The 18,289-nt window shown below is 66.2% G+C and carries 13 protein-coding genes and 1 pseudogene; 7 read left to right on the top strand and 7 right to left on the bottom strand.

The window, feature by feature from the left end; translation table 11 throughout:
* Positions 1–64: 64 nt before the first annotated feature.
* Positions 65–967, bottom strand: coding sequence for a LysR family transcriptional regulator (locus AB4Y32_RS25055; RefSeq protein ID WP_368723926.1), 903 nt, complete (start codon positions 965–967; stop codon positions 65–67).
* Between the two features lie 421 nt (positions 968–1,388).
* Between AB4Y32_RS25055 and AB4Y32_RS25050 the strand changes: the two are divergent.
* Positions 1,389–1,784 (top strand): annotated as a pseudogene (locus AB4Y32_RS25050) (transposase); the annotation flags it as partial.
* Positions 1,785–2,149: 365 nt separating this feature from the next.
* Positions 2,150–2,422 carry a hypothetical protein gene (locus AB4Y32_RS25045; protein WP_368723925.1) on the top strand — a complete coding sequence of 91 codons (273 nt, stop codon included), beginning with the start codon at positions 2,150–2,152 and terminating at the stop codon, positions 2,420–2,422.
* Between the two features lie 353 nt (positions 2,423–2,775).
* On the opposite strand, the gene AB4Y32_RS25040 is transcribed toward AB4Y32_RS25045, so the two are convergent.
* Positions 2,776–3,090: a hypothetical protein gene (locus AB4Y32_RS25040; protein WP_209931180.1), complete on the bottom strand. Its 315-nt coding sequence runs from the start codon at positions 3,088–3,090 to the stop codon at positions 2,776–2,778.
* Positions 3,091–3,341: 251 nt separating this feature from the next.
* Between AB4Y32_RS25040 and AB4Y32_RS25035 the strand changes: the two genes are divergently transcribed.
* The 3 genes from AB4Y32_RS25035 to AB4Y32_RS25025 all read left to right on the top strand — a co-directional run bounded on the left by AB4Y32_RS25035 (position 3,342) and on the right by AB4Y32_RS25025 (position 5,176).
* Positions 3,342–4,073, top strand: coding sequence for a YdcF family protein (locus AB4Y32_RS25035; RefSeq protein ID WP_439899840.1), 732 nt, complete (start codon positions 3,342–3,344; stop codon positions 4,071–4,073).
* A 323-nt stretch (positions 4,074–4,396) separates the two neighbouring features.
* Positions 4,397–4,636: a hypothetical protein gene (locus AB4Y32_RS25030; protein ID WP_368723923.1), complete on the top strand. Its 240-nt coding sequence runs from the start codon at positions 4,397–4,399 to the stop codon at positions 4,634–4,636.
* A 282-nt stretch (positions 4,637–4,918) separates the two neighbouring features.
* Positions 4,919–5,176, top strand: coding sequence for a DNA-binding protein (locus tag AB4Y32_RS25025; RefSeq protein WP_087732723.1), 258 nt, complete (start codon positions 4,919–4,921; stop codon positions 5,174–5,176).
* A 201-nt stretch (positions 5,177–5,377) separates the two neighbouring features.
* On the opposite strand, the gene AB4Y32_RS25020 is transcribed toward AB4Y32_RS25025, so the two are convergent.
* On the bottom strand, positions 5,378–5,668 hold the full coding sequence (locus tag AB4Y32_RS25020; protein ID WP_368723922.1) for a putative quinol monooxygenase: 291 nt from the start codon (positions 5,666–5,668) through the stop codon (positions 5,378–5,380).
* A 325-nt stretch (positions 5,669–5,993) separates the two neighbouring features.
* Between AB4Y32_RS25020 and AB4Y32_RS25015 the strand changes: the two genes are divergently transcribed.
* The gene (locus AB4Y32_RS25015; RefSeq protein ID WP_368723921.1) at positions 5,994–7,268 is read left to right on the top strand and encodes an EAL domain-containing protein; all 1,275 of its coding nucleotides are present in this window, start codon (positions 5,994–5,996) and stop codon (positions 7,266–7,268) included.
* A 98-nt stretch (positions 7,269–7,366) separates the two neighbouring features.
* Here AB4Y32_RS25015 and arfB read toward each other — a convergent pair whose 3' ends face one another.
* Positions 7,367–7,774 carry an alternative ribosome rescue aminoacyl-tRNA hydrolase ArfB gene (gene arfB / locus AB4Y32_RS25010; RefSeq protein ID WP_368723920.1) on the bottom strand — a complete coding sequence of 136 codons (408 nt, stop codon included), beginning with the start codon at positions 7,772–7,774 and terminating at the stop codon, positions 7,367–7,369.
* Between the two features lie 185 nt (positions 7,775–7,959).
* Between arfB and AB4Y32_RS25005 the strand changes: the two genes are divergently transcribed.
* Positions 7,960–8,619 carry a VC0807 family protein gene (locus AB4Y32_RS25005; protein ID WP_368724009.1) on the top strand — a complete coding sequence of 220 codons (660 nt, stop codon included), beginning with the start codon at positions 7,960–7,962 and terminating at the stop codon, positions 8,617–8,619.
* A gap of 434 nt (positions 8,620–9,053) precedes the next feature.
* Here the strand turns inward: AB4Y32_RS25005 and recD are convergent, their stop codons facing one another.
* From recD to recC, 3 genes are read right to left on the bottom strand one after another with little or no spacing between them, the layout of a single operon-like run.
* Positions 9,054–11,078, bottom strand: a complete 2,025-nt coding sequence (gene recD / locus AB4Y32_RS25000; RefSeq protein WP_368723919.1) for an exodeoxyribonuclease V subunit alpha — start codon at positions 11,076–11,078, stop codon at positions 9,054–9,056.
* On the bottom strand, positions 11,075–14,803 hold the full coding sequence (gene recB, locus AB4Y32_RS24995) for an exodeoxyribonuclease V subunit beta (RefSeq protein WP_368723918.1): 3,729 nt from the start codon (positions 14,801–14,803) through the stop codon (positions 11,075–11,077). The genes recD and recB overlap by 4 nt, the downstream gene beginning before the upstream one ends.
* A complete protein-coding gene (recC, locus tag AB4Y32_RS24990) occupies positions 14,800–18,186 on the bottom strand; it encodes an exodeoxyribonuclease V subunit gamma (protein ID WP_368723917.1) in 3,387 nt (1,128 codons plus the stop codon). The genes recB and recC overlap by 4 nt, the downstream gene beginning before the upstream one ends.
* Between the last annotated feature and the right edge of the window lie 103 nt (positions 18,187–18,289).

Below are 18,289 nucleotides of genomic sequence, written 5' to 3'. Positions count from 1 at the left end.
AATGGGAGTGTAGCGTGTCGCAAAACGCGCGGCCCGGAAGCCGGCAACGCGGTCAGGCCCGCTCTCAGCGCAAGTCCTCGGTGCGGCCCGGCACCTGGTGGATCAGGTTCCACACGGCGTCGGCGGCCGGCGACAGCGAGCGGTCGCGCCGCCGCACCAGCTCGACGGTCCGCTCGGCGCGCGGCACGAGCGCCCGTGTGACCAGCGACGACCCCGCGGGCAACGGCATGGCGAGCCACGGCAGCACGCTCACGCCGATGCCCTCCTGGACCAGTCCGTACACCGTCGACGGATGGCCCAGCTCCTGCACGACATTGGCGCTGACGCCGTACGCCTCCAGCGCGGCATCGATGATCGGCCGGCTGCCCGACGCATGGTCGAGCAACACGAGACGCTCGCCTTCCAGCTCGCGCCACGCCACCTCGCTGCGTCCGGCAAGCGGATGGTCGTCCCGCGAGACGAGGCAGAACGAGTCGGTCATCAAGGCCTCGGCGATCAGATCGTCGGCGGACACGGGGCCGATGATCACGCCGAAATCCACCTCGCCCGACTTGACCTTGCGCACCACGTCGCTCTGCACGTCGTCGCGCAAGCCGAGCATGATGAACGGATACTGCTTGCCACAAGCCGCGACGATCGGCGGCATCAGCCGGCAGGCGATCGTCGGGCTGGCGGCCACCATCACGCGGCCGCGCCGCTGCTCGCCGATCTCGCGAATTTCGCGCAGCGCGTCGTCGAGATCGCCGAGCAGGCGCGACACGCTCGCGACCAGATTGCCGCCGACGTCGGTGAGCTGGACTTCGCGCGTCGTCCGATCGATCAGCTTCAAGCCGATTTCCCCTTCCAGCTCGCGCACGCACCGGCTCACGGCCGATTGCGTCAGCCCGATTTCGCTCCCCGCACGGCTGAAGCTCTGCAGCCGCGCCACCTCGATGAACACGCGCAGTTGACGCAGCGTCACATTCATCCGCTCCCCTCATGAATGATGTTGTTTGATGCCGATTTTATGACCCGCGATGTGTTTCCGCATCGTTTCTTTTGCGTCGCTGCAATGCAGCAGGAAGGCGCAAACGCACGCGGGGCGGGCCTGATTGCACAAGATTGGTGATTGTCCCGATTTGCCGAATGGGTTTTTTGGATTCTCATACGGGCCAGGCTAACGCCCGTAACGGCTTGATGCGGCGAGGCTTCGAGGCGGTTGGATGAAAGATGGCACGCTTCGTGCGTTTCCTCCTGCACAAGAGTCGGCGCCGATTCGGACTGGCGAAAAAAGCGGTTCGCAAAGGTACAGGCCGGCTCTCCGCCGGCGCCCGAAACGGATTCGGGTGCATGAAGAGTGCGCAGCGCGGGGCAGCGCACCGGAGTTAGCTTCGCTGAGGTGAAACATGATGGTGTTCGACGATTTGAGAGACAACGAGTGGGCGCTGGTCGAGGCGTTGTTCTGTGCGGAGCCTGCACGGAGCGAACGCCGTGGTCGACCACGCGTCGAAGCTCGCGCGGTAGTCAACGCCGTGTTGTGGGTTTTGTCGACGGGAGAAGGCTGGTCCAAGTTGCCGGGCCGCTATCCGTCGCCGCCGACGTGCCGTCGTCGTTTCGACGAATGGCAAGCCGACGGCACGCTCGCCGAAATAGTCAAGCGGCTGGGCACGAGCGGCCGTGAGATTTCGTTGCGCGGACGCATTGGCGCAACGGCGGCCAAACCACCGGCGCCGCCGAGCCGCGACCGTCTGCGCGGCGCGTTCTGGACCAATCCGGAATCCTGGCGCGCACCCGTCAAGATGGCCTGACGCAGCACATCACGCCGCCGGGCGCCCCAAGGGGCGCCCGGCGCCTTTCCGGGACCGGACTTTCGCCCAATTCCGTCCCTTGCCTCTTCTTCAGAACTGAAATCGACCCGCTGACGGATCGACGGCGCCAAACGCCTATCCGATCGCGAAGCCTCGTTACCGCGAGTCTCGGCCGGCTTCGCAGTTCCGCCGCGTTCTGCACGCGCCCGCCCTTGCCGCCCGCCGGATCCCGTTTTTGCGGCCTGCATTCCTGCCGTGACGGGACGAAACATCCATTTACTTTTATTTACAGCACGCTTTCGCACTGCGGCATACCGTACGAGTATGCAAACAAGCCCCGACTGGCTTGTCGGGAGTCGATCATGAGGCCAATGTCACTGCGTGTCTGCGGCATGGTCGCTTCAGTGATTGCCGCGACTGCGTTCGCGCAGCAACGCCCGCAGCAGGGCTGGAACTGGCGGCCGGAACAGCCGGCCACGCTTCAGGCGTGGCAGCAGACGGAAGCGCGTAATCAGGGGTTCACGCCACCCTCGCCGCGTGGGGATTTGCGCGGCGATATCGCCAGCAACGTTCGAGCGCGGCCCGACGGGCAGCGAGATGAGCCCGTGCAACGGCGGGCGGCGGACGCGCACTGAACGGCGCCGAGAGCAGGCTGATTGCCTTGCCACCGCGCCGCTTTCGCAGCAGCGGCAACGAAGATGTGCGAAATCGGGAACCACCTGCCGGGTCGCCAGTCTCACAAGTGCCATAAGCACAGCGTGGCAGAAGTAATTCCGGTACGCCCGTATCCTCGCGATACGGGCTTTTTTTTCGTCCAATGTTTCTTCGGAGCCAATGGGCGCGGGTGCCGAGCGACGCCGCCCGGCATGTGTAAAGAAAGTGCTAAAACGCGGAGATGGCGGCGACATGCCCTCGACGCGCCTCGCACGACGCGTTTTCCGCACGCCGCACTGTCATGGTGAGCGCGCGTCCTGCAAGAGCCCGTCGTCTAGACGGCAGCTGCCCTCTCTCCGGCGACCGCGCCGGCAAAAACGTAGTTGCGCATGCGCCGCGCGTCCCAGTCGAGCGAACGCTCGTCGCGAGCGAGCCGCGCAAATTCGGAGCGGCCACGTTCGGTCAGCACCGCGATGTCCACTGGAGCATGGAAACCCGGCGCGGGAGCGACCGTCCGTTGACGAACGGTGTCCATCATGCCAAGCGAACGCAGATATTCGAAAACGCCTGGGCGCTTGGCCCATGGCACCTGACGGTATTGCGCCCGTCGCAGCGCCTCAAGTACGGCTTCGTTGGAATAAGTGGTCATCTCACTTCTTTCTTTAAGTGCAGCCATGACTTATTTGTTCGCGACACAATGGCGCGTCTGCTGACGCGCGCATCGCGGATGGCCGGAGATTTCCCCCGTAGGTCCGCGATTCCGGCATTGGCCGCCGTTTTTTTCGGTCCCCGTGTGAACGCCGTGCTAGCGTTCTGCTTCCAATTGGCGGCGATGCGACCGTATCGGCGCGATGGCCCGCGGGTGGAAATGTCCGAATACCATACGTTACCCCAATAAAATTGATTCTCTTAACTTTATTGCTGCTTTTTTTCGCAGCTTTCGTGCTGCTGCGCAGCGCACGCACGATAATCGGCGCGGCAGCGATTGCGTTCTACTGGGCGCTTGGCTCGGGCTGGCTGACCCAGCCGCTGCTCGATCTCACCCAGCGCGACGCGCCGCCCGGCGGGCAGACGGTTGCACCCGCAACGTATGCGCCCCATACGGCCATCGTGCTGCTCGGCACGGGCACCATTCATGACCATGACGGCAAGCTCGTTCCGCCCAGAGACGCCTACGCCCGCATCGACAAGAGTGCCGACCTCTACGCCCGCTGCAAGCAGGTCAGTCTTGTTTGTCACGTGATCGTAAGCGGCGGCAATCCGCAGGAGCACGAGGCGACGGAAGCAGACACCTATCTGCCCTACCTGCTGCGCGACCATGTGCCGCGCGGCGACATCATCCTTGAGAACCGCAGCCTGACGACCTACGAAAACGCGCGTAACGTCAGAGCGATTCTGCACGACGGATATTACGGTTCGTTGATTCTCGTCACATCCGCCTATCACATGCCGAGGGCCCTGCTCAACTTTCACCGTTTCGGGATGCAGCCGGTGCCTGTCGTGTCGAACACGCGTCAAGCGAAACTCGGCTTCTTGCCGCGCGGCGAAAACCTGTTCGACGCGGAAATCGCGCTGCACGAACTGATCGGCCTTGCGCAGTTCCATGCGTACCGGGAGATCGGCTGGTTCTGACCGCGGCCAAATGGGCATGCCGCCATTTGCTTAGCTATCCGATGGAATTTCTCGGGCCCACCGAAAAACCATCGGCGCAACGCGCGAGCGGGAAAATCTGACTTGTCGAGACGGATGCGCCGAACGGAAGCACAATACGTTTCATGCGCAATGGCTTCTCCGAAGCGGCTCCGTGGCGACTGGGCGCGAATGTAACTAAACGTAACCGTCTGTGAATTCTGTTACAGACGATACGCTGGATCAAACATTGCTGGATAGAATGCACTGTCGTTCCAACGGACAGCCATACTCGGGGTCCACAACCACTCTCGACGGAGGCAGCGATGAAGAAAGTGTCCCTGGCAATCCTGGTTTCCCTTTCGGCACTGACGGGCGCGGCGTACGCGCAGCAGGACCAAGGGGTGACGATGAGCACCGATCCGGCGAAGGCCGCCGACGTCGAACAGCGCGCGCAGGAAATGCAATCGAAGCAGCAGGCAATGGAAAGCGCGCCGCCGCCTGCGCCGATGAAGCATCACAAGGGCTCGACGCATCATAAGAAGCAGGCTGAGCCGGCGCAGTAAGCTGCCGCAGCAGGTCCTCGCAGTTTAGGCTCTATGCGCCGCCGCGCGCGGCCACTGCGCGATGGCCGGCGTGTCGCGCCCGCGGTCGTCGCTCGATGCCAAAGTTCGATCCGAAGCCGAAGCCGTCCCGCACGGCTTCGGCTTTTTCATTGCCGCCGCACGCTTTCCGTGAGCGGCGCGGCGGCAGCGCAGCGCATGTCGCCGGATGCGCGCTGACGGTATGCTACAGTCGCGCACCGAAGAACCCACCCAACCCGTGCGCACCCTGGTGCGGAGGACAGAATGAGCAACATCCAGCTGGACATCGAATGGACTGAAGCAGCATCCCGCAAAATCGAAAAACTCATGCCGCGCGGCAGTCAGGATGCGTTCCTTGCGCTGCCGCCCGTCGAATGTCTGCCGATGGAAGGGGATGTGCTGTTTCTCGGACCGGCCGGCAAGCAGCAGCCGTTCATCGTCGCGGAACGTCAGTACCATCACGACGGCGACGCAGACTGGACCATCATCCTGATCCTCGACGTGCCGCATTCCACGCATTGATCGCATGACGCCTCATGCGCGCCGCGTCGGAAGATAGTATGGACCGCATGAAGGCCGCGCGACCACGCACGAAGCGCGCGAAAACGAAATGCGCATAGAGAAGCCCCAGCCACCTACGGTGCTTCCAACGCCAGCATGCTCGAGCCCGGCGATGGCATTGCCGGGCTTTTCTCGATCTGCTTCGCTCGCTGCTCCTTCGCTTCAGGCGATCTTCGACACGATGCGCAGCTCCGCGTACTCGATCCAGTCCGCCGACGCCTTCCTGTACGCCTCGATATGCGCGGATTTCGCGTGCGCAGCGAGTGCCTCTTCGCTTTCCCATCGTTCGAAGAAGACGAAGCGGCGCGGCTCGCGCAGATCGCGGTGCAAGTCGTATTGCAACGCGCCGCGTTCCTTGCGTGTCGGCCCGACGATCCCTTCGAGCGCCTTGCGCAACTGCTCCTCGTGCCCCGGCTTCGCCACCGAGATCGCCACCACCGCGATTTCCGACATGCTGGACTCCATTTTTGAGAAATCAGCAGCATAACGCTGCTGCCATAAGTGCACCGTTTGTCCGCGCCAACATCAAGACGAAACCGCACGGACTCTCACTCTGTCTGTGATTACCCGAACATTCATTACGCATGCGAACTGCTAGACTGATTCGACGAACTGGACTGCACCTGAGCTGCACAACTGAGCGGAGTCGCGTGTGACGGGCATTGATCTGACTGCCTTTAGGCCCGACCTCCATTGCGCTGAAGTTGCGCATGCCTGCCGCGGACAAGTCGCCTCGTCCGGGCGCGCGCCGCACGCTGCATAGGACAAATCTGCCGTCATGCCAAACGTCGACGATACGACGCTCCCTGGCCTCCTGCAGCATATGGTGCAGGACGAAGCCGGATGGGCCGCGCCGTGGCGAACCATTACGCTGCGCAGCGTCTTTCAGCCGGTCGTCTCGGTGACGCATCAGCGCGTGGTCGGCTATGAAGCGCTGCTGCGCGCCTTCGATCCCGTGGGCCACCCGATCTCACCCGCCGTGCTGTTCTCGGGCACCCGCTCGACGGCCGATGCGCGCGCGCTCGACCGGCTCGCGCGCTGCCTGCATGTCGCGAACTTCATGGCGCAAGGCATCGAGACGGGCTGGCTGTTCCTCAACACGCGTCCCCAGGTGTTCGAGACGGGCTGGCCGCAGCGCCCGTTCATCGATGAACTGTCCGAGCATTTCGGACTGCCGCAGGAACGCATTGTGATCGAAGTGCTCGAGCAGCCCGCCGATGACGAGTCCGCTGTCGCGAGCATGCTCGCGGCATCGCAGCCGCGCGAGTTCCTGATCGCGATCGACGACTTCGGCACGGGCTTTTCGAACTTCGATCGCGTGTGGCGCTTCAGGCCGGACATCGTGAAGCTGGATCGCTCGCTGGTCGCGCGCGCCGGCCGCCAGGACAACGACAATTCGCTGATCGGCCATCTGATCAACATGCTGCATCAATCGGGCACGCTGGTGCTGGCCGAGGGCGTCGAGACGGAAGACGAACTGATGACGCTGATGCAGGCCGACGTCGATTTCGTCCAGGGTTACTGGTTTGGGCATCCGAAAGCGTCGATTCAGGCGTCGAAAGCGCGCGTGCCCGACCTGATCGATGAGATGTGGCAGCGCTTCGAGAGCTTCGAGCGCACGCACTCGCGCTATCAGCGCCCGGGCTTCGAGGGCTTCACGGAAGCGGTACTTGCGGGCGCGAACGTGTACATCCAGACGGGCGATCTCGCGCAGGCCGCGCACCCCGTTTTTCTCGTGCCCGATGCGCGCCGCGTGTTCGTGCTGAGCGAGCGCGGCGAACAGCTGGAGCCGTCGATCGCCGCTTGCGGCACGCCGCCTCCGCCGGCGCGGCTTGCGCCTCTCGTGCCCGACACGCGCAACAACTGGTCGCGGCGCGCCTACTTCAAGCACGCGCTCGCAGCCCCGGGACGCGTCGCGATGATGGGGCCGCACTGCTCGCTGATGGATGGCCGGGATTGCTACACGGCCGCCGTGACCGTCGAGCGTGGCGGCGTCACGCGCGTATTCTGCGTCGACTTTCTGCCCGAGCTGCGCAACGCGAGTCCTGTCTGAAGGATTGGCCGGTTCCGCGCGGTTTCAACGGCGAGATTCGCCGCGAGTGACTCGCGCGCTGCGGGCCATGCGCTGCTCCCGGGCTCACTGCTCCCGGGCTACTCCTGCACGATGCGCCGCCTTGCGACCTTCACATCGCTGCGCTTCGCCTTGCTCTCCAGCCGGCGCTCCTTCGATGCGCGCGTCGGCCGCGTCGCGACGCGCGCCTTGCGAGTGACGCTCACGCTGTCGATCAGCGCATCGAGCCGCGCGAGCGCCGCCGCGCGGTTCATTTCCTGGGTCCGGTATTCCTGTGCCTTGATGATGACGACGCCATCGCGCGTCAACCGATGATCCTGCAACGCAAGCAGACGCATCTTCAGCACGTCGGGCAGCGACGACGCGCGCACGTCGAAGCGCAGATGGATCGCGCTCGACACCTTGTTGACGTTCTGCCCGCCCGCGCCCTGCGCGCGCACGGCCGTCAGTTCGATTTCGTTCGGCGGAATCGGATAGCGTGAAGTCATGTCAAATGATCGGACGATGCAAAATAAGTGTACCGGCTATGCTTTATCGTGTACCGGCTATGCTGTGTCCAGACGAAACCGCATGCGCCGCGCGGCATGCACGCTCGCCGTACGCGCGACGCATTTGCTGCAATTCGCCGATCTCGCCGATACTGACATCTTTAACTCAAAGGCCAATCATCGTGATGAAGATGCGCCCCGCGCAGGTGCTGGAACTGGTGGTCAACCTGCTGTTGCCCTGGGTCACGTATCGCCTTGCGCAGCCGTATTGGGGCGAGACGGGTGGCCTCATCGCATCCGCTGTGCCGCCCGTCATCTGGAGCGTCGTCGAACTCGTGCGCTTTCGGCGCGTCGATGCGCTTGCCCTGATGGTGCTGCTCGGCATCGTGCTGTCGATCGGCGCGATGATGCTCGGCGGCGATTCGCGCGTGCTGCTGATGCGCGAATCGCTGGTGTCGGGCGCGATCGGCACCGCGTTCCTGTTGTCGCTGCTGCTGCGCCGGCCCATCATCTTCTACCTGACGCGCGCCTTCGTGGCCCGCGAGATGACCAACGGCGCCGCGCACGTCGACATGCTGTGGCGCGAGCAGCCCGCTTTCGCTCGCGCGCTGCGGGTGCTGACGACCACATGGGGCGTCGGCCTCATCAGCGAAACCGCGCTGCGCATCTGGATGGCGTGGCACTGGCCGATCGAGCGGGTGCTGGTGGTGTCGCCCGTCGTCGGCTATGGGATCTTCGGTGGCCTGATGGTCTGGACGTTCTGGTATCGGCGCACGATGCGCGACCTTGCCGGACAGGCGCCGGAATCCGAAGCGCAACCGCAGCGCGGGACGGCCGCGAACTGAGCGGCTTCTTCGGTTGATTCGAGGCTTCGTCGTCTGCCTCGCCGCTTCCTCGGTCGATTCGAGGCTTCCTCGTTTGCCCGCCGCTTCCCGTCTGTCTCGCCGCTTCCCGTCTGTCTCGCCGCTTCCTCGTTCGCCTCGCCGCTTCCTCGGTCGATTCGAGGCTTCCTCGTCTGCCCGCCGTTTCCCGTCTGCTTCGCCGCGTCCTCGTCTGCCTCGTCGCTTCCCGTCTGTCTCGCCGCTTCCTCGTTCGCCTCGCCGCTTCCCGTTTGCCTCGCCGCTTCCCGTTTGCCTCGCCGCTTCCCGTTTGCCTCGCCGCGTCCTCGTCTGCCTCGCCGCTTCCCCGTCTTCCTCGCGGCTTCCCCGTCTGCCTCGCCGCTTCCCGTCTGCTTCACGCCTTCATCGTATCCTTCGCACCTTCCTCGTTTCGAACCGAATCAGCAAGCCCCCTCTCGCGCCGCTTCGGCGATCCGCGCGGCGAGCCCTGAATCGCGCTGCGTCGGCGTCGCGATCGCGCGCATCAGCACTGCCCGCGAGCCGATCACTTCGACGCGCTCGCGCGCTCGCGTGATCGCCGTATAGACGAGCTCCCGCGATAGCACGCGGCTGAACGTCGAAGGCAGCATCAGCACCGCGTGCTCGAACTCCGATCCCTGCGACTTGTGAACCGTCAGCGCAAACGCGGTATCGTGCGGTGGCAGCGCAGCGGGCGACACCGCGCGCAAGCCGCCGTCCGCGCCACGGAAGTACACGCGCAGCGAGCCATCCGCGCCCGGCAGCGCGATGCCGATATCGCCGTTGAAGAGACCCAGCGCATAGTCGTTGCGCGTGACCATGATGGGACGGCCCGCGAACCACTGCGCGCCCGCCGTCAGCGGCACGCGCGCGGCGCGGCGTACCTGCGTCGCCATCGCCGCATTCATCTGATCGACGCCGCGCCCCCCGAGACGCGTCGCGCACAAAATGCGAAAGCGGTTGAGCGCGTCGAACAGTGCAAGCGGCTGCGGCGCCGTGCCGGATGCCCCTTCGCCGAGGGTCGCGGCGAGCGCGTCGGCATATGGCGCAAAACCGGCGGCAAGCCGCTGGATCGTGCGCTCCGATGGCGCTGCGTCCGTGTCCACGTGGAATGCCGCCGCGCAATGCTCAACGGGATCGGTCTCCAGCACGTCGAGCGCGGCCTGCGCGTCGCCGCGCCGGATCGCGACAGACAGCCGGCCGATCGCCGACTCCAGCCCGAAGCGATAGTTGCGCTCCAGCCAGACGACGCAATCGGCCAGCGGCGCAGGCCGCGATTGCGCGTCACTCATTGCGTCCGACGGCACGCCGAACAGATCGTCGACGAACGGCGGCGCATCGTTTGGCGAAGTATCGCGGCCGGCGGCCGGCAACGCTGCGCGCAGCCGGCTTTCGCCGATGTCCAGCGCTACCGCGATCCCGCTTACACCTTCATCGCTGAACGCCGGCTGCGCGCTCAGCTCAGCGAACACGGCGCCTGCTTCGACGGCCGCCAGCTGATCCTTGTCGCCGAGCATTACGAGATGCGTCTCGTGTGCGAGCGCGTCGAATAAATGCGTCGCCATCGCGACGTCGATCATCGATGCCTCGTCGATCACGATCACGTCATACGGCAGCGGGTTGTCGCGATGATGCCTGAAGCGCCCGTCGGGTCCCGTACCCAGCAAGCGATGCAGCGTGAAGGACGTTTGCGGCAGACGCACGGCAAGCTCCGGCGGCAGCGAGCCCGCGCGCGCGAGCAGCGCTTCCTGCATGCGTTGAGCGGCCTTGCCCGTCGGCGCGGCGAGCGCGATGCGCAGATCGGCTCGCGCATCCAGCAGACACGCGAGCACGCCGACGACAGTTGTAGTCTTGCCGGTGCCCGGCCCGCCGCTGACGATCGTGAGCCGCCCGGACAGCGCCATTACGGCGGCCACGCGCTGCCAGTCGATCTCGTCGTCCCGAGGCTCTCCGAAATAACGCAGCAGTCTTTCGCGCAACGCGTGCGGCGATGCGCTGCGCGACACAAAATCCGCTTGTTGCCCTTCGCCGCGCGACGCGTGCGCATGGCCGACGAGCGACCGCGCAAGCCGCCGCTCGTAATCGTAGTAACGCGCGAGATAAAGCCGCCCTTGCCCATCGACGACGAGTGGCCGCAACGCCTGCGCCGTCTCCTTGCCGTCGCTTGCGACACCGCTTGCGAGCAGCGCGGCGCGCACATCGTCGGCGTGCGCATCGTAGCGCTGCGCGAGTTCGTCGAGCGACATGCAGACGTGCCCCTCCGACGTCGCCCGGCTCACGGCGAATGCCGCGCGCGCGGCCCAGCGCACGCCGTCCGCAGGCGCGCGACCGCGCTGCGCGAGCGCGCTCACCCGCCGCGCAAAACCTTCGGCGAGCGCCGTGCTGAAATCCGCCGGCGCGGGCACGTTCACTTCGACGTCGGGCAATGGCTGATCGAATGTGCTCATGCCGCGCCTCCATCCATCAATGCGTCGAGCGCGGCGACGAGCGCGTAGTCGGGCCGTCGCGCATGCACGCCCGCCGAGCGGTCCGCGTCGCGCCACGCCGGACGCACGCCGCGCACGAACAGATACAGATAGCCGCCGATATGCTTGCCGTACTCATAGTCCGCAAGCCGCACGCGCAAATAACGATGCAGCGCGACGACATAAAGCAGCGCTTGCAGGTGATAGGCGTGACTCGTCATCGCTTCGTCGAGCGGCGCGGCGGCGTAGTCTTCGCGCGTATCGCCGAGATGGTTCGACTTCCAGTCGATCACCCAGTAGCGCCCCTGATGCTCGACGATCATGTCGATGAACCCCTTCACGTAGCCGCGCAGCATGCCGGGCTCCAGCGCGACATCGGGAAAGCCATGCCCGGCGAGCAGCGCGCGCAGCGCCGGAAAATCCAGCGATGCCGCCGAAAACAGAAATTCCAGCTCGTTGAGCCGGCGCTTCGGATCGAGTTCCGCGAGCGTCATGCCCGGCACGAGTTCCGCGCTCACGACGTCACCGAGCAGACGATGCATCATCGCGGGCAGCCGTTGCGCGAGTTCGGGCGTGGCGGGCGCGGGCCGCTCATGCAGCGCGCGTTCGATCGCATGCGCCCATGTGCTGCGGTCGGAGAAATCTGCGAGCTCGAACATGCGGTGCAGACATTCGCCCGCCGCCGCGCCGCGCGGGAACGCGAGGATATCGTCGGGCGCGAGTTCGACGGGAGCAGGTGCGGCATCGAATGCGCTTGCGTGCAGCGGCGCCGGAACGTCGGCCAGTTCGTCGTGATCGGGACGCGCCTCGTCGCTCGCCGCCGTCGCTTCTTCGGCGCGCGAACCGGCCGCGATCAGCGAGCTGAAACTCGCCATGCGCCACGCGTCGCGCAGCGTGCGCCGGCTCGTGCGCGCGCGCATCAGCGCTGTTCCGTCGGCGATGCTTTCCAGCGGCACGCGGCGCCCGACGGCGGGCAGCGCGCCGACGGCCACAGGCCCGCCCGCGAGCGCCTGCCAATGCTGATAGATCGCGCTTTCGTCGAGTGGCTTCGCCAGCCATTCGTCGAAGTCGCGTCCGCTGCCCGCGACGAGCCAGTTCAACACGCCGCGCGCCGATTCCCTCGTCGAGTTGTGCGACAGATACGTGCCCGCCACCAGGTAGCAGCGATACACGGCGCGCGTCAACGCGACATAGACGAGGCGCGCGCGCTCGGCCGCCTGCTCGCGCGAGGCCTGGCGGCTCGCGTAGTCCTTCTGCTCGTCGTCGCAGCCGTAGTGAAGCACGGCCGCGCCGTCGTCGTCGTGATATTCGCGCGCGTCGGGCAAGCCCGACGACGACGGCTCGCGCATGCCGCCGTCGTTGAGAAACGGACAGAACACAACCGCGTATTCGAGACCCTTCGACTTGTGCACGGTGACGATCTGCACGAGATTGCGGTCCGACTCGAGCCGCAATTGCGCCTCTTCGCCGCCCCCTGCGCCGCCAGCACGTTGGGCGGCCAGCCAGCGCAGCGTCGGCGCGATGCCCGGCTTCGTCGCGGCGCGCGCCTGCACGAGTTCGGCGAGATGGTTGACGTTGGTGAGCCGCCGCTCGCCTTCCACACCCGCGACGAGTCGCTGCGCGACGTTCAGTTCGCGTATCAGCGTGCGCCACATTACAGCGAAGCCGCGCTCGTGCCACAACATCCGGTAGCGCGAAAAGCGCTCGACCCAGCTCATCGCATCGACGGATTGCGCGGCATCGGCCGATGACGACGCGCCGTCGTCGATGTGCTCGAGCCGCCACAGCGAAGCGGCGTCGAGCCCGAACCAGTCCGTCGCGAGCGCGGCGCGCAGGCGGCGCAAGTCGCCGGGCGTATCGACGGCGGCCAGCACGCGTTCGATCTGCTCGGCGTCGAGCGATTCGAACACGGATGCCTGCGCCAGTTCGACGCTGCCCACGCCCCACGCGGACAGCTCGCGCTTGATCAGACTGCCCTGCTTGTGGGTCTGCACGAGCACCGCGATATTGCCGGGCGCGAGCGGCTTGTCGCCGATCGTCACGCTGCCGTCGCGCGCACCGCGCAACAGACGCACGATCTCCGCAGCGCACGCCTCGCTCGCCGCGCGCTGCGCGTCGCGCCTGGTTCGCGCCGCGTCGCCGGACGGCAGCATCCAGACGCGGAAGTCGCCGTCATCGGGTCCGGCTCGATCGACGAACGGCGGCCGCTGACGCTCGCCCGCGCGCACCGGGTGATAGTCGAGCCCTTCGAGAACGAACGCCTGAGGGTTCGCTTCGAAGAAGCGATTGCACGCGTCGACGATGGGCGCCGTCGAACGCTGGTTGACGGCGAGCGTATAGCGCGCCGATGCCTTGGCGCGCGCCGCGAGATACGTATGCAGATCGGCCGCGCGAAAACTGTAGATCGCCTGCTTCGGATCGCCAACGAGAAAGAGCGGTCCAGCCGGCGCAAAGATGCGGTTGAAGATCGCGAACTGCAATGGGTCGGTATCCTGGAACTCGTCGATCAACGCAGCGGGATAGCGCGCGCGCAACGCGTCCGCGAGCCACACGTGCGTGGCAAGCGCTCGATGCAGGTTCGACAGCAGATCGTCGAAGGACACGACCCGCCGCGTGCGCTTTCGCGCCGCCAGTTCATGCGGCGCATAGTCGAGCCATTTCTGCACGAGGCGAAGCCAGCGCGCGTGCTGCGCCGCTTCGGCTGCGACGGCGGCGGTCGAGAGTTCGTCGGCGGCGGCGAAGAACGGATGCGCTGGTGGCTCGAAATCCTTCTTCGTGCCCTTCGTCAGCGCGCTGGCCGTCAGCTTCAGTGCGGCTTTCGGCGGCGCGGCGTGACAGTCGTCCTGCGCGAAGTAGTCGTTCCACGCGGCAATCGCGGCGGCAATGGCGTCGGGCTTGTGCGACGTCTGTTTCAGACGCGCCTGCGTCTCGTCGAGCAAACGCATGACGTTGTCACGTTCGTCGCGCCACATTGCCCACGCTGCATCGAAGCGCTCGCGCGCGTCATCCGACGCGTCCGTCTCCGGCTCGTCGATATCGTCTGTCTGGCCCCAGCGCAGTTGCGCGAGCGGCTTCTTCAGACGCCGCGCAAGCTGTTCATCGAGCGACGCGGGGCCTGCGCGCCGTTCGACCAGCCAGGCCGCGAACGAAGGATGCGCCGCGGCAACGGGTTCGACCTGCTCGCGCCAGAAATCGGCGGCAAGCTCGAAACGCAACGCGGCGTCATCGGCTTCCATCTCGAACGCGAACGGCATCGCGGCGGCAAACGGCGCTTCCTGCAATGCGCGCTGGCAGAACGCGTGAATCGTGTGAATCGCGGCCTGATCGAAGGTGCGCAGCGCGCGGCGCACCACCTTTGCGGCCGCTTCGAGATCGACGCCGCGCGCTTCGGAAAGCGTCGTTTCGAAAAGCCGCGCGATGAACGGATCGCCGCCATCGTCGCCCGTTTCGATCGCGCGCTGCACTTCGGCGAGACGGCCCCGAATACGCTCATGCAGTTCCGCCGTTGCCGCCTTCGTAAAGGTCACGACGAGGATCTGATCGGCGCTCAGCTTCTTCTCCAGCAACAGCCGAACGTAGAGCGCGCAAATGTTCCATGTCTTACCCGTGCCCGCCGACGCCTCGATCTGGTTGACGCCATCCAGATCGCAGGCGAACACATCGAGTTCCTGCGCGGCGGGTGCATGCATCCACGCTGCGCCGCTCATGATGCGCTCCTCAGATGCGCGACCAGCGGCTTGAAGACAAGCGACGCCAGCGTGCCGAACGGTTCGTCGAGCGTCAGCGGCGTGCCTCGGAACGCGATGCGCAACGCGGCATCGTCGGATTCGGCGCGCACGCGGTCGCTTGCCCACGCGTTCTGCGCGACGGAGTCGCTGTCGCTGATCTTCGCCCACGCGCTCTTCGGAAAGAAGCGCAGCGGAAACGCGCGCCCTGCCCGGTATAGCGCGGCAAGCGGCGCAAGCTGATCGAGCGGCTTTTCGACGGGCGCGAGTTCGAACGACTCGCCGCTCGCGTGCCACACGGTACGCCGCGGGCCGTCGGGCAACGCCGCGCAATAGACGAGATGAGAGAGCCACGCGGCCAGATAGTCGCGTGCGCTGGGTCTTGCGTATCGGAAAATGACTTGCCCCGTTTCAGTCAACAGATTGAGTGTGCCTTGCAGTTGCAGCGGGCCTTCCGAGCGCTCGCGCAGCGGCGCGTCGAATGCGCCGAAGAGCGCGACGCCGCCCGTATCGGGCCAGCGCGCGTCGATGTCGAGCGCGAAAGGCAAGCGCGTGACACCCGACGCCACTTCGCGCCGCACGCGCTCGGCGAGCCCCCGCAACGCCGACAGTTCGCGCGCGCGCCACACGGCGCCCGTCGCGCCGCCAGGCAGTTCGGGACTCGCTTCCGCGACCCGGCGCACGCGCGCCAATGCATCGTCGCCGGGACTCGCGTCGAGCAGCGCGGGCAACAACCGTTCGGCGAGCGCATCGCGACCCGCGAAGTCGAGTTCGAACGGCTCCATGTCGAGCAGTTCGCCTTGCGCATCGGAGAGCACGATGCCAAGCCGGTCGCGCAACAACGCGCGCGCCGGATGCCGCCAGAAACGCCTGAAGTCGTCGAACGCAACTGGCTGGTTGCGTTCGTCCGGCTCGGCGGGCAACGGCGCGGCGAAGAACGGCGGCGTCGTGTCGCGCGCTGGCGCAGCCAGCAACGCGGCCAGTTCCGCGCGGTCCGGGTCGTACGTGAACAGGCCGCTCTTTCCATTGTTCTTTGCATCGAAGTACTCGGACGCGAACGGCTGCAACGGATGATCGACGATAAACGCACGGCGCGCCGCGTCGAGTTCGGCGGGCGACGCATCCTCGTCGCACGACACGCGCGCGAGGTGATCGAGCAGTTCATCGACGAGCGCGGCGGGCGGCAACGGCGCGTTGTCACGGATGCTTCGCCCCGTGTAGGCGATCAGCAGCCGATCTTGGGCGGCAAGCAGCAGATCGAGAAACAGATTGCGCTCGTCATCGCGGCGCTGCCGGTCGCCCGCCTTGCCGAACTCGGCCATCAGGTCGAACTCGTCGGCGCGCGCGAGACTCGGCAACACGCCGTCGTCCATGCCCAGCATGCAGACGATCCTGAACGGCAAGCCACGCAGACTCGTCAACGACGAGAACGTCACGCTGCCCCAAGGCACGCCGCCGCGCGCCGGATCGTCGAGCGCTTCGGACAGCGCCGTTCGCACGACGGCCGCCGGCAGCGCGATATCGCCGCCGCCCGCGCGCATCGCTTCGCTCATCTTGTCGATTGCGTCGCGCACTGTCGCCAGCGTGTCCGCAAAGTCGACGCCGCCATCGAAGCAGCGGCCGAGCACTTCGAGCAGAAGCTGCGTCCATTCGGCGGGCGTCAGGTCATCGGTGCAACGGCGCGCGAACGCGTCGACGTCGTCGACGAAGCTCGCGAGGCGCCCGAGCAGTTCCGCATCGGAGCCATCCGCGCCTTCGACGGGCAGCCACGCATCCACCGGCTCGCCGCCTTCAGGCATCGCGTAGCCGAGAAAGAGCCGCGTGAGCGCGTCGGCGAATGTGTGGCGCGCGATGGGAACGGCGCTGTCGGCGGGCGTGACGGGCGCGAGGCCGCGCCGCGCGCCTGCTGCCGCGAGCCATTCCTGGATGTCTTCGAGCGCCGCCGCATCGATGCCGTAGCGCGCGGCAATCGCATCGACGCGCAGCCATTCGATCAGCTCCGGCGCGCCGACATTGCGTTCGGGCAACGCGAGCCAGTCGAGCAGCACGCGCGCAACGGGGTTCGCCTGCGAAGGCGGCAAGCCCGTGACGCGATACGGAATGCGGCGTGTATCTCCCGTGGGCGCCGTGCCGAACACGGCATCGATCAGCGGCCCGGCCGCGTCGAGATCGGGGAACGTAACGAGCACGTCCGAAGGCTGCAGATCGTCGAACTCGCCGAACCAGCTGAGCAGCCGGTCGTGCAGCACCTCGAGCTGTCGCGCGAGGCTATGGCACACATGCACTTCGATGCCGCGCTCCTGCGGCTTCGGGTCGAGATCGCGCTCGCTGCGCAGATCGAGCATCCCGTTCTGCACGGCGGCGAGCCACGTGGGCGCGGCGTTTTCCGCGAAGTACGAAGCCTCGCCCGATGCCGCACTCTCGGTCAGTTCATGCAGCATGTGCAGTTGCGCCTGCGTCTGCCGCCCCCATTCCGCGAGCAGCGGATGACCAACCTCCTGATAGTCGAGCTGGCCCGCGACGTCGAGCGCCTGCACGCGACCTTCACTGACGATATCGAACCAGAACTCGCGACATGGATTCATCGCGTACAGGCGCACGTCGATCCAGCGCGACAGTTCGCGCAGCAACGCGATGTGCAGCGGCGGCATGGTCGGCAGCGCGAACACGCTGACGGACTCGGGCCAGTCGGCGTTCGCAATCGCTTCGAGATCAAGCGAGCGCACTTCGTCGAGGAAGCGATACGCGGGCGGCGTGGCGGCATCTGCGGAATGCGCGTCGCCCGCCACTTCGCCGAGCAGCGCGCGCCACAGCGCGGCCTGCCAGCGTTCGTCTTCGCGCGCCGCGCCGCTCGCGCCGACGAGGCGCGGGCCCGTATCGTCGGCGGCGCTGCTCGCGAAGATCGAGCCGCCCTTCTGCCATTGCAGCAGCCACTCGGGACGATAGGTCAGATAATGGTCGAGCACCGTCGCGACGCGGCGCGCAAGCTCGTAACGCATCGGCGCGTCGGCGGCATCGAGATAGCTGCGCAAGCGCGGCGACGCGTTCCAGGGCCGCGCTTCGTCCGCGTCGCCGAGCAAGCGATAGCAGCGCCACACGAGCCGGTCCGGCGCGAAGGGGGAGCGCGGCGGCACTTCGATCACGCCGCCGATCTGCGTCCACAGCCATTGCGCGAGATAGCCGAAGTCGATGTTCGCGCACACGCCCTGACGCGCGGCAATGTCCAGTTCGAGCCGCCGCCGCACGGCCGCGCTCGGCACGATCACAGGCTGCGCGGTCCATGGACTCGACGGCGCCTGAGCGAGTCCGTCGAGCAGCGCATCGACGAGCACATCGTACCGGTTCGAATAGAAAAGCTGGAGCATAAAGCCTGTACGAAGAAGCGGCGCCGCGCTCGCGCGGAGCCCGCATATGGAAGAGCCGACAGCATAACAAAGGCACTCGACGCAACGAAACCTGGCCATTCGG

The organism is Paraburkholderia phymatum, from assembly GCF_040965635.1.
GTDB lineage: Bacteria > Pseudomonadota > Gammaproteobacteria > Burkholderiales > Burkholderiaceae > Paraburkholderia > Paraburkholderia phymatum_B.
Note: the sequence above shows the minus strand (reverse complement) of the source record. Positions and strands in the feature narration are given on the sequence as shown.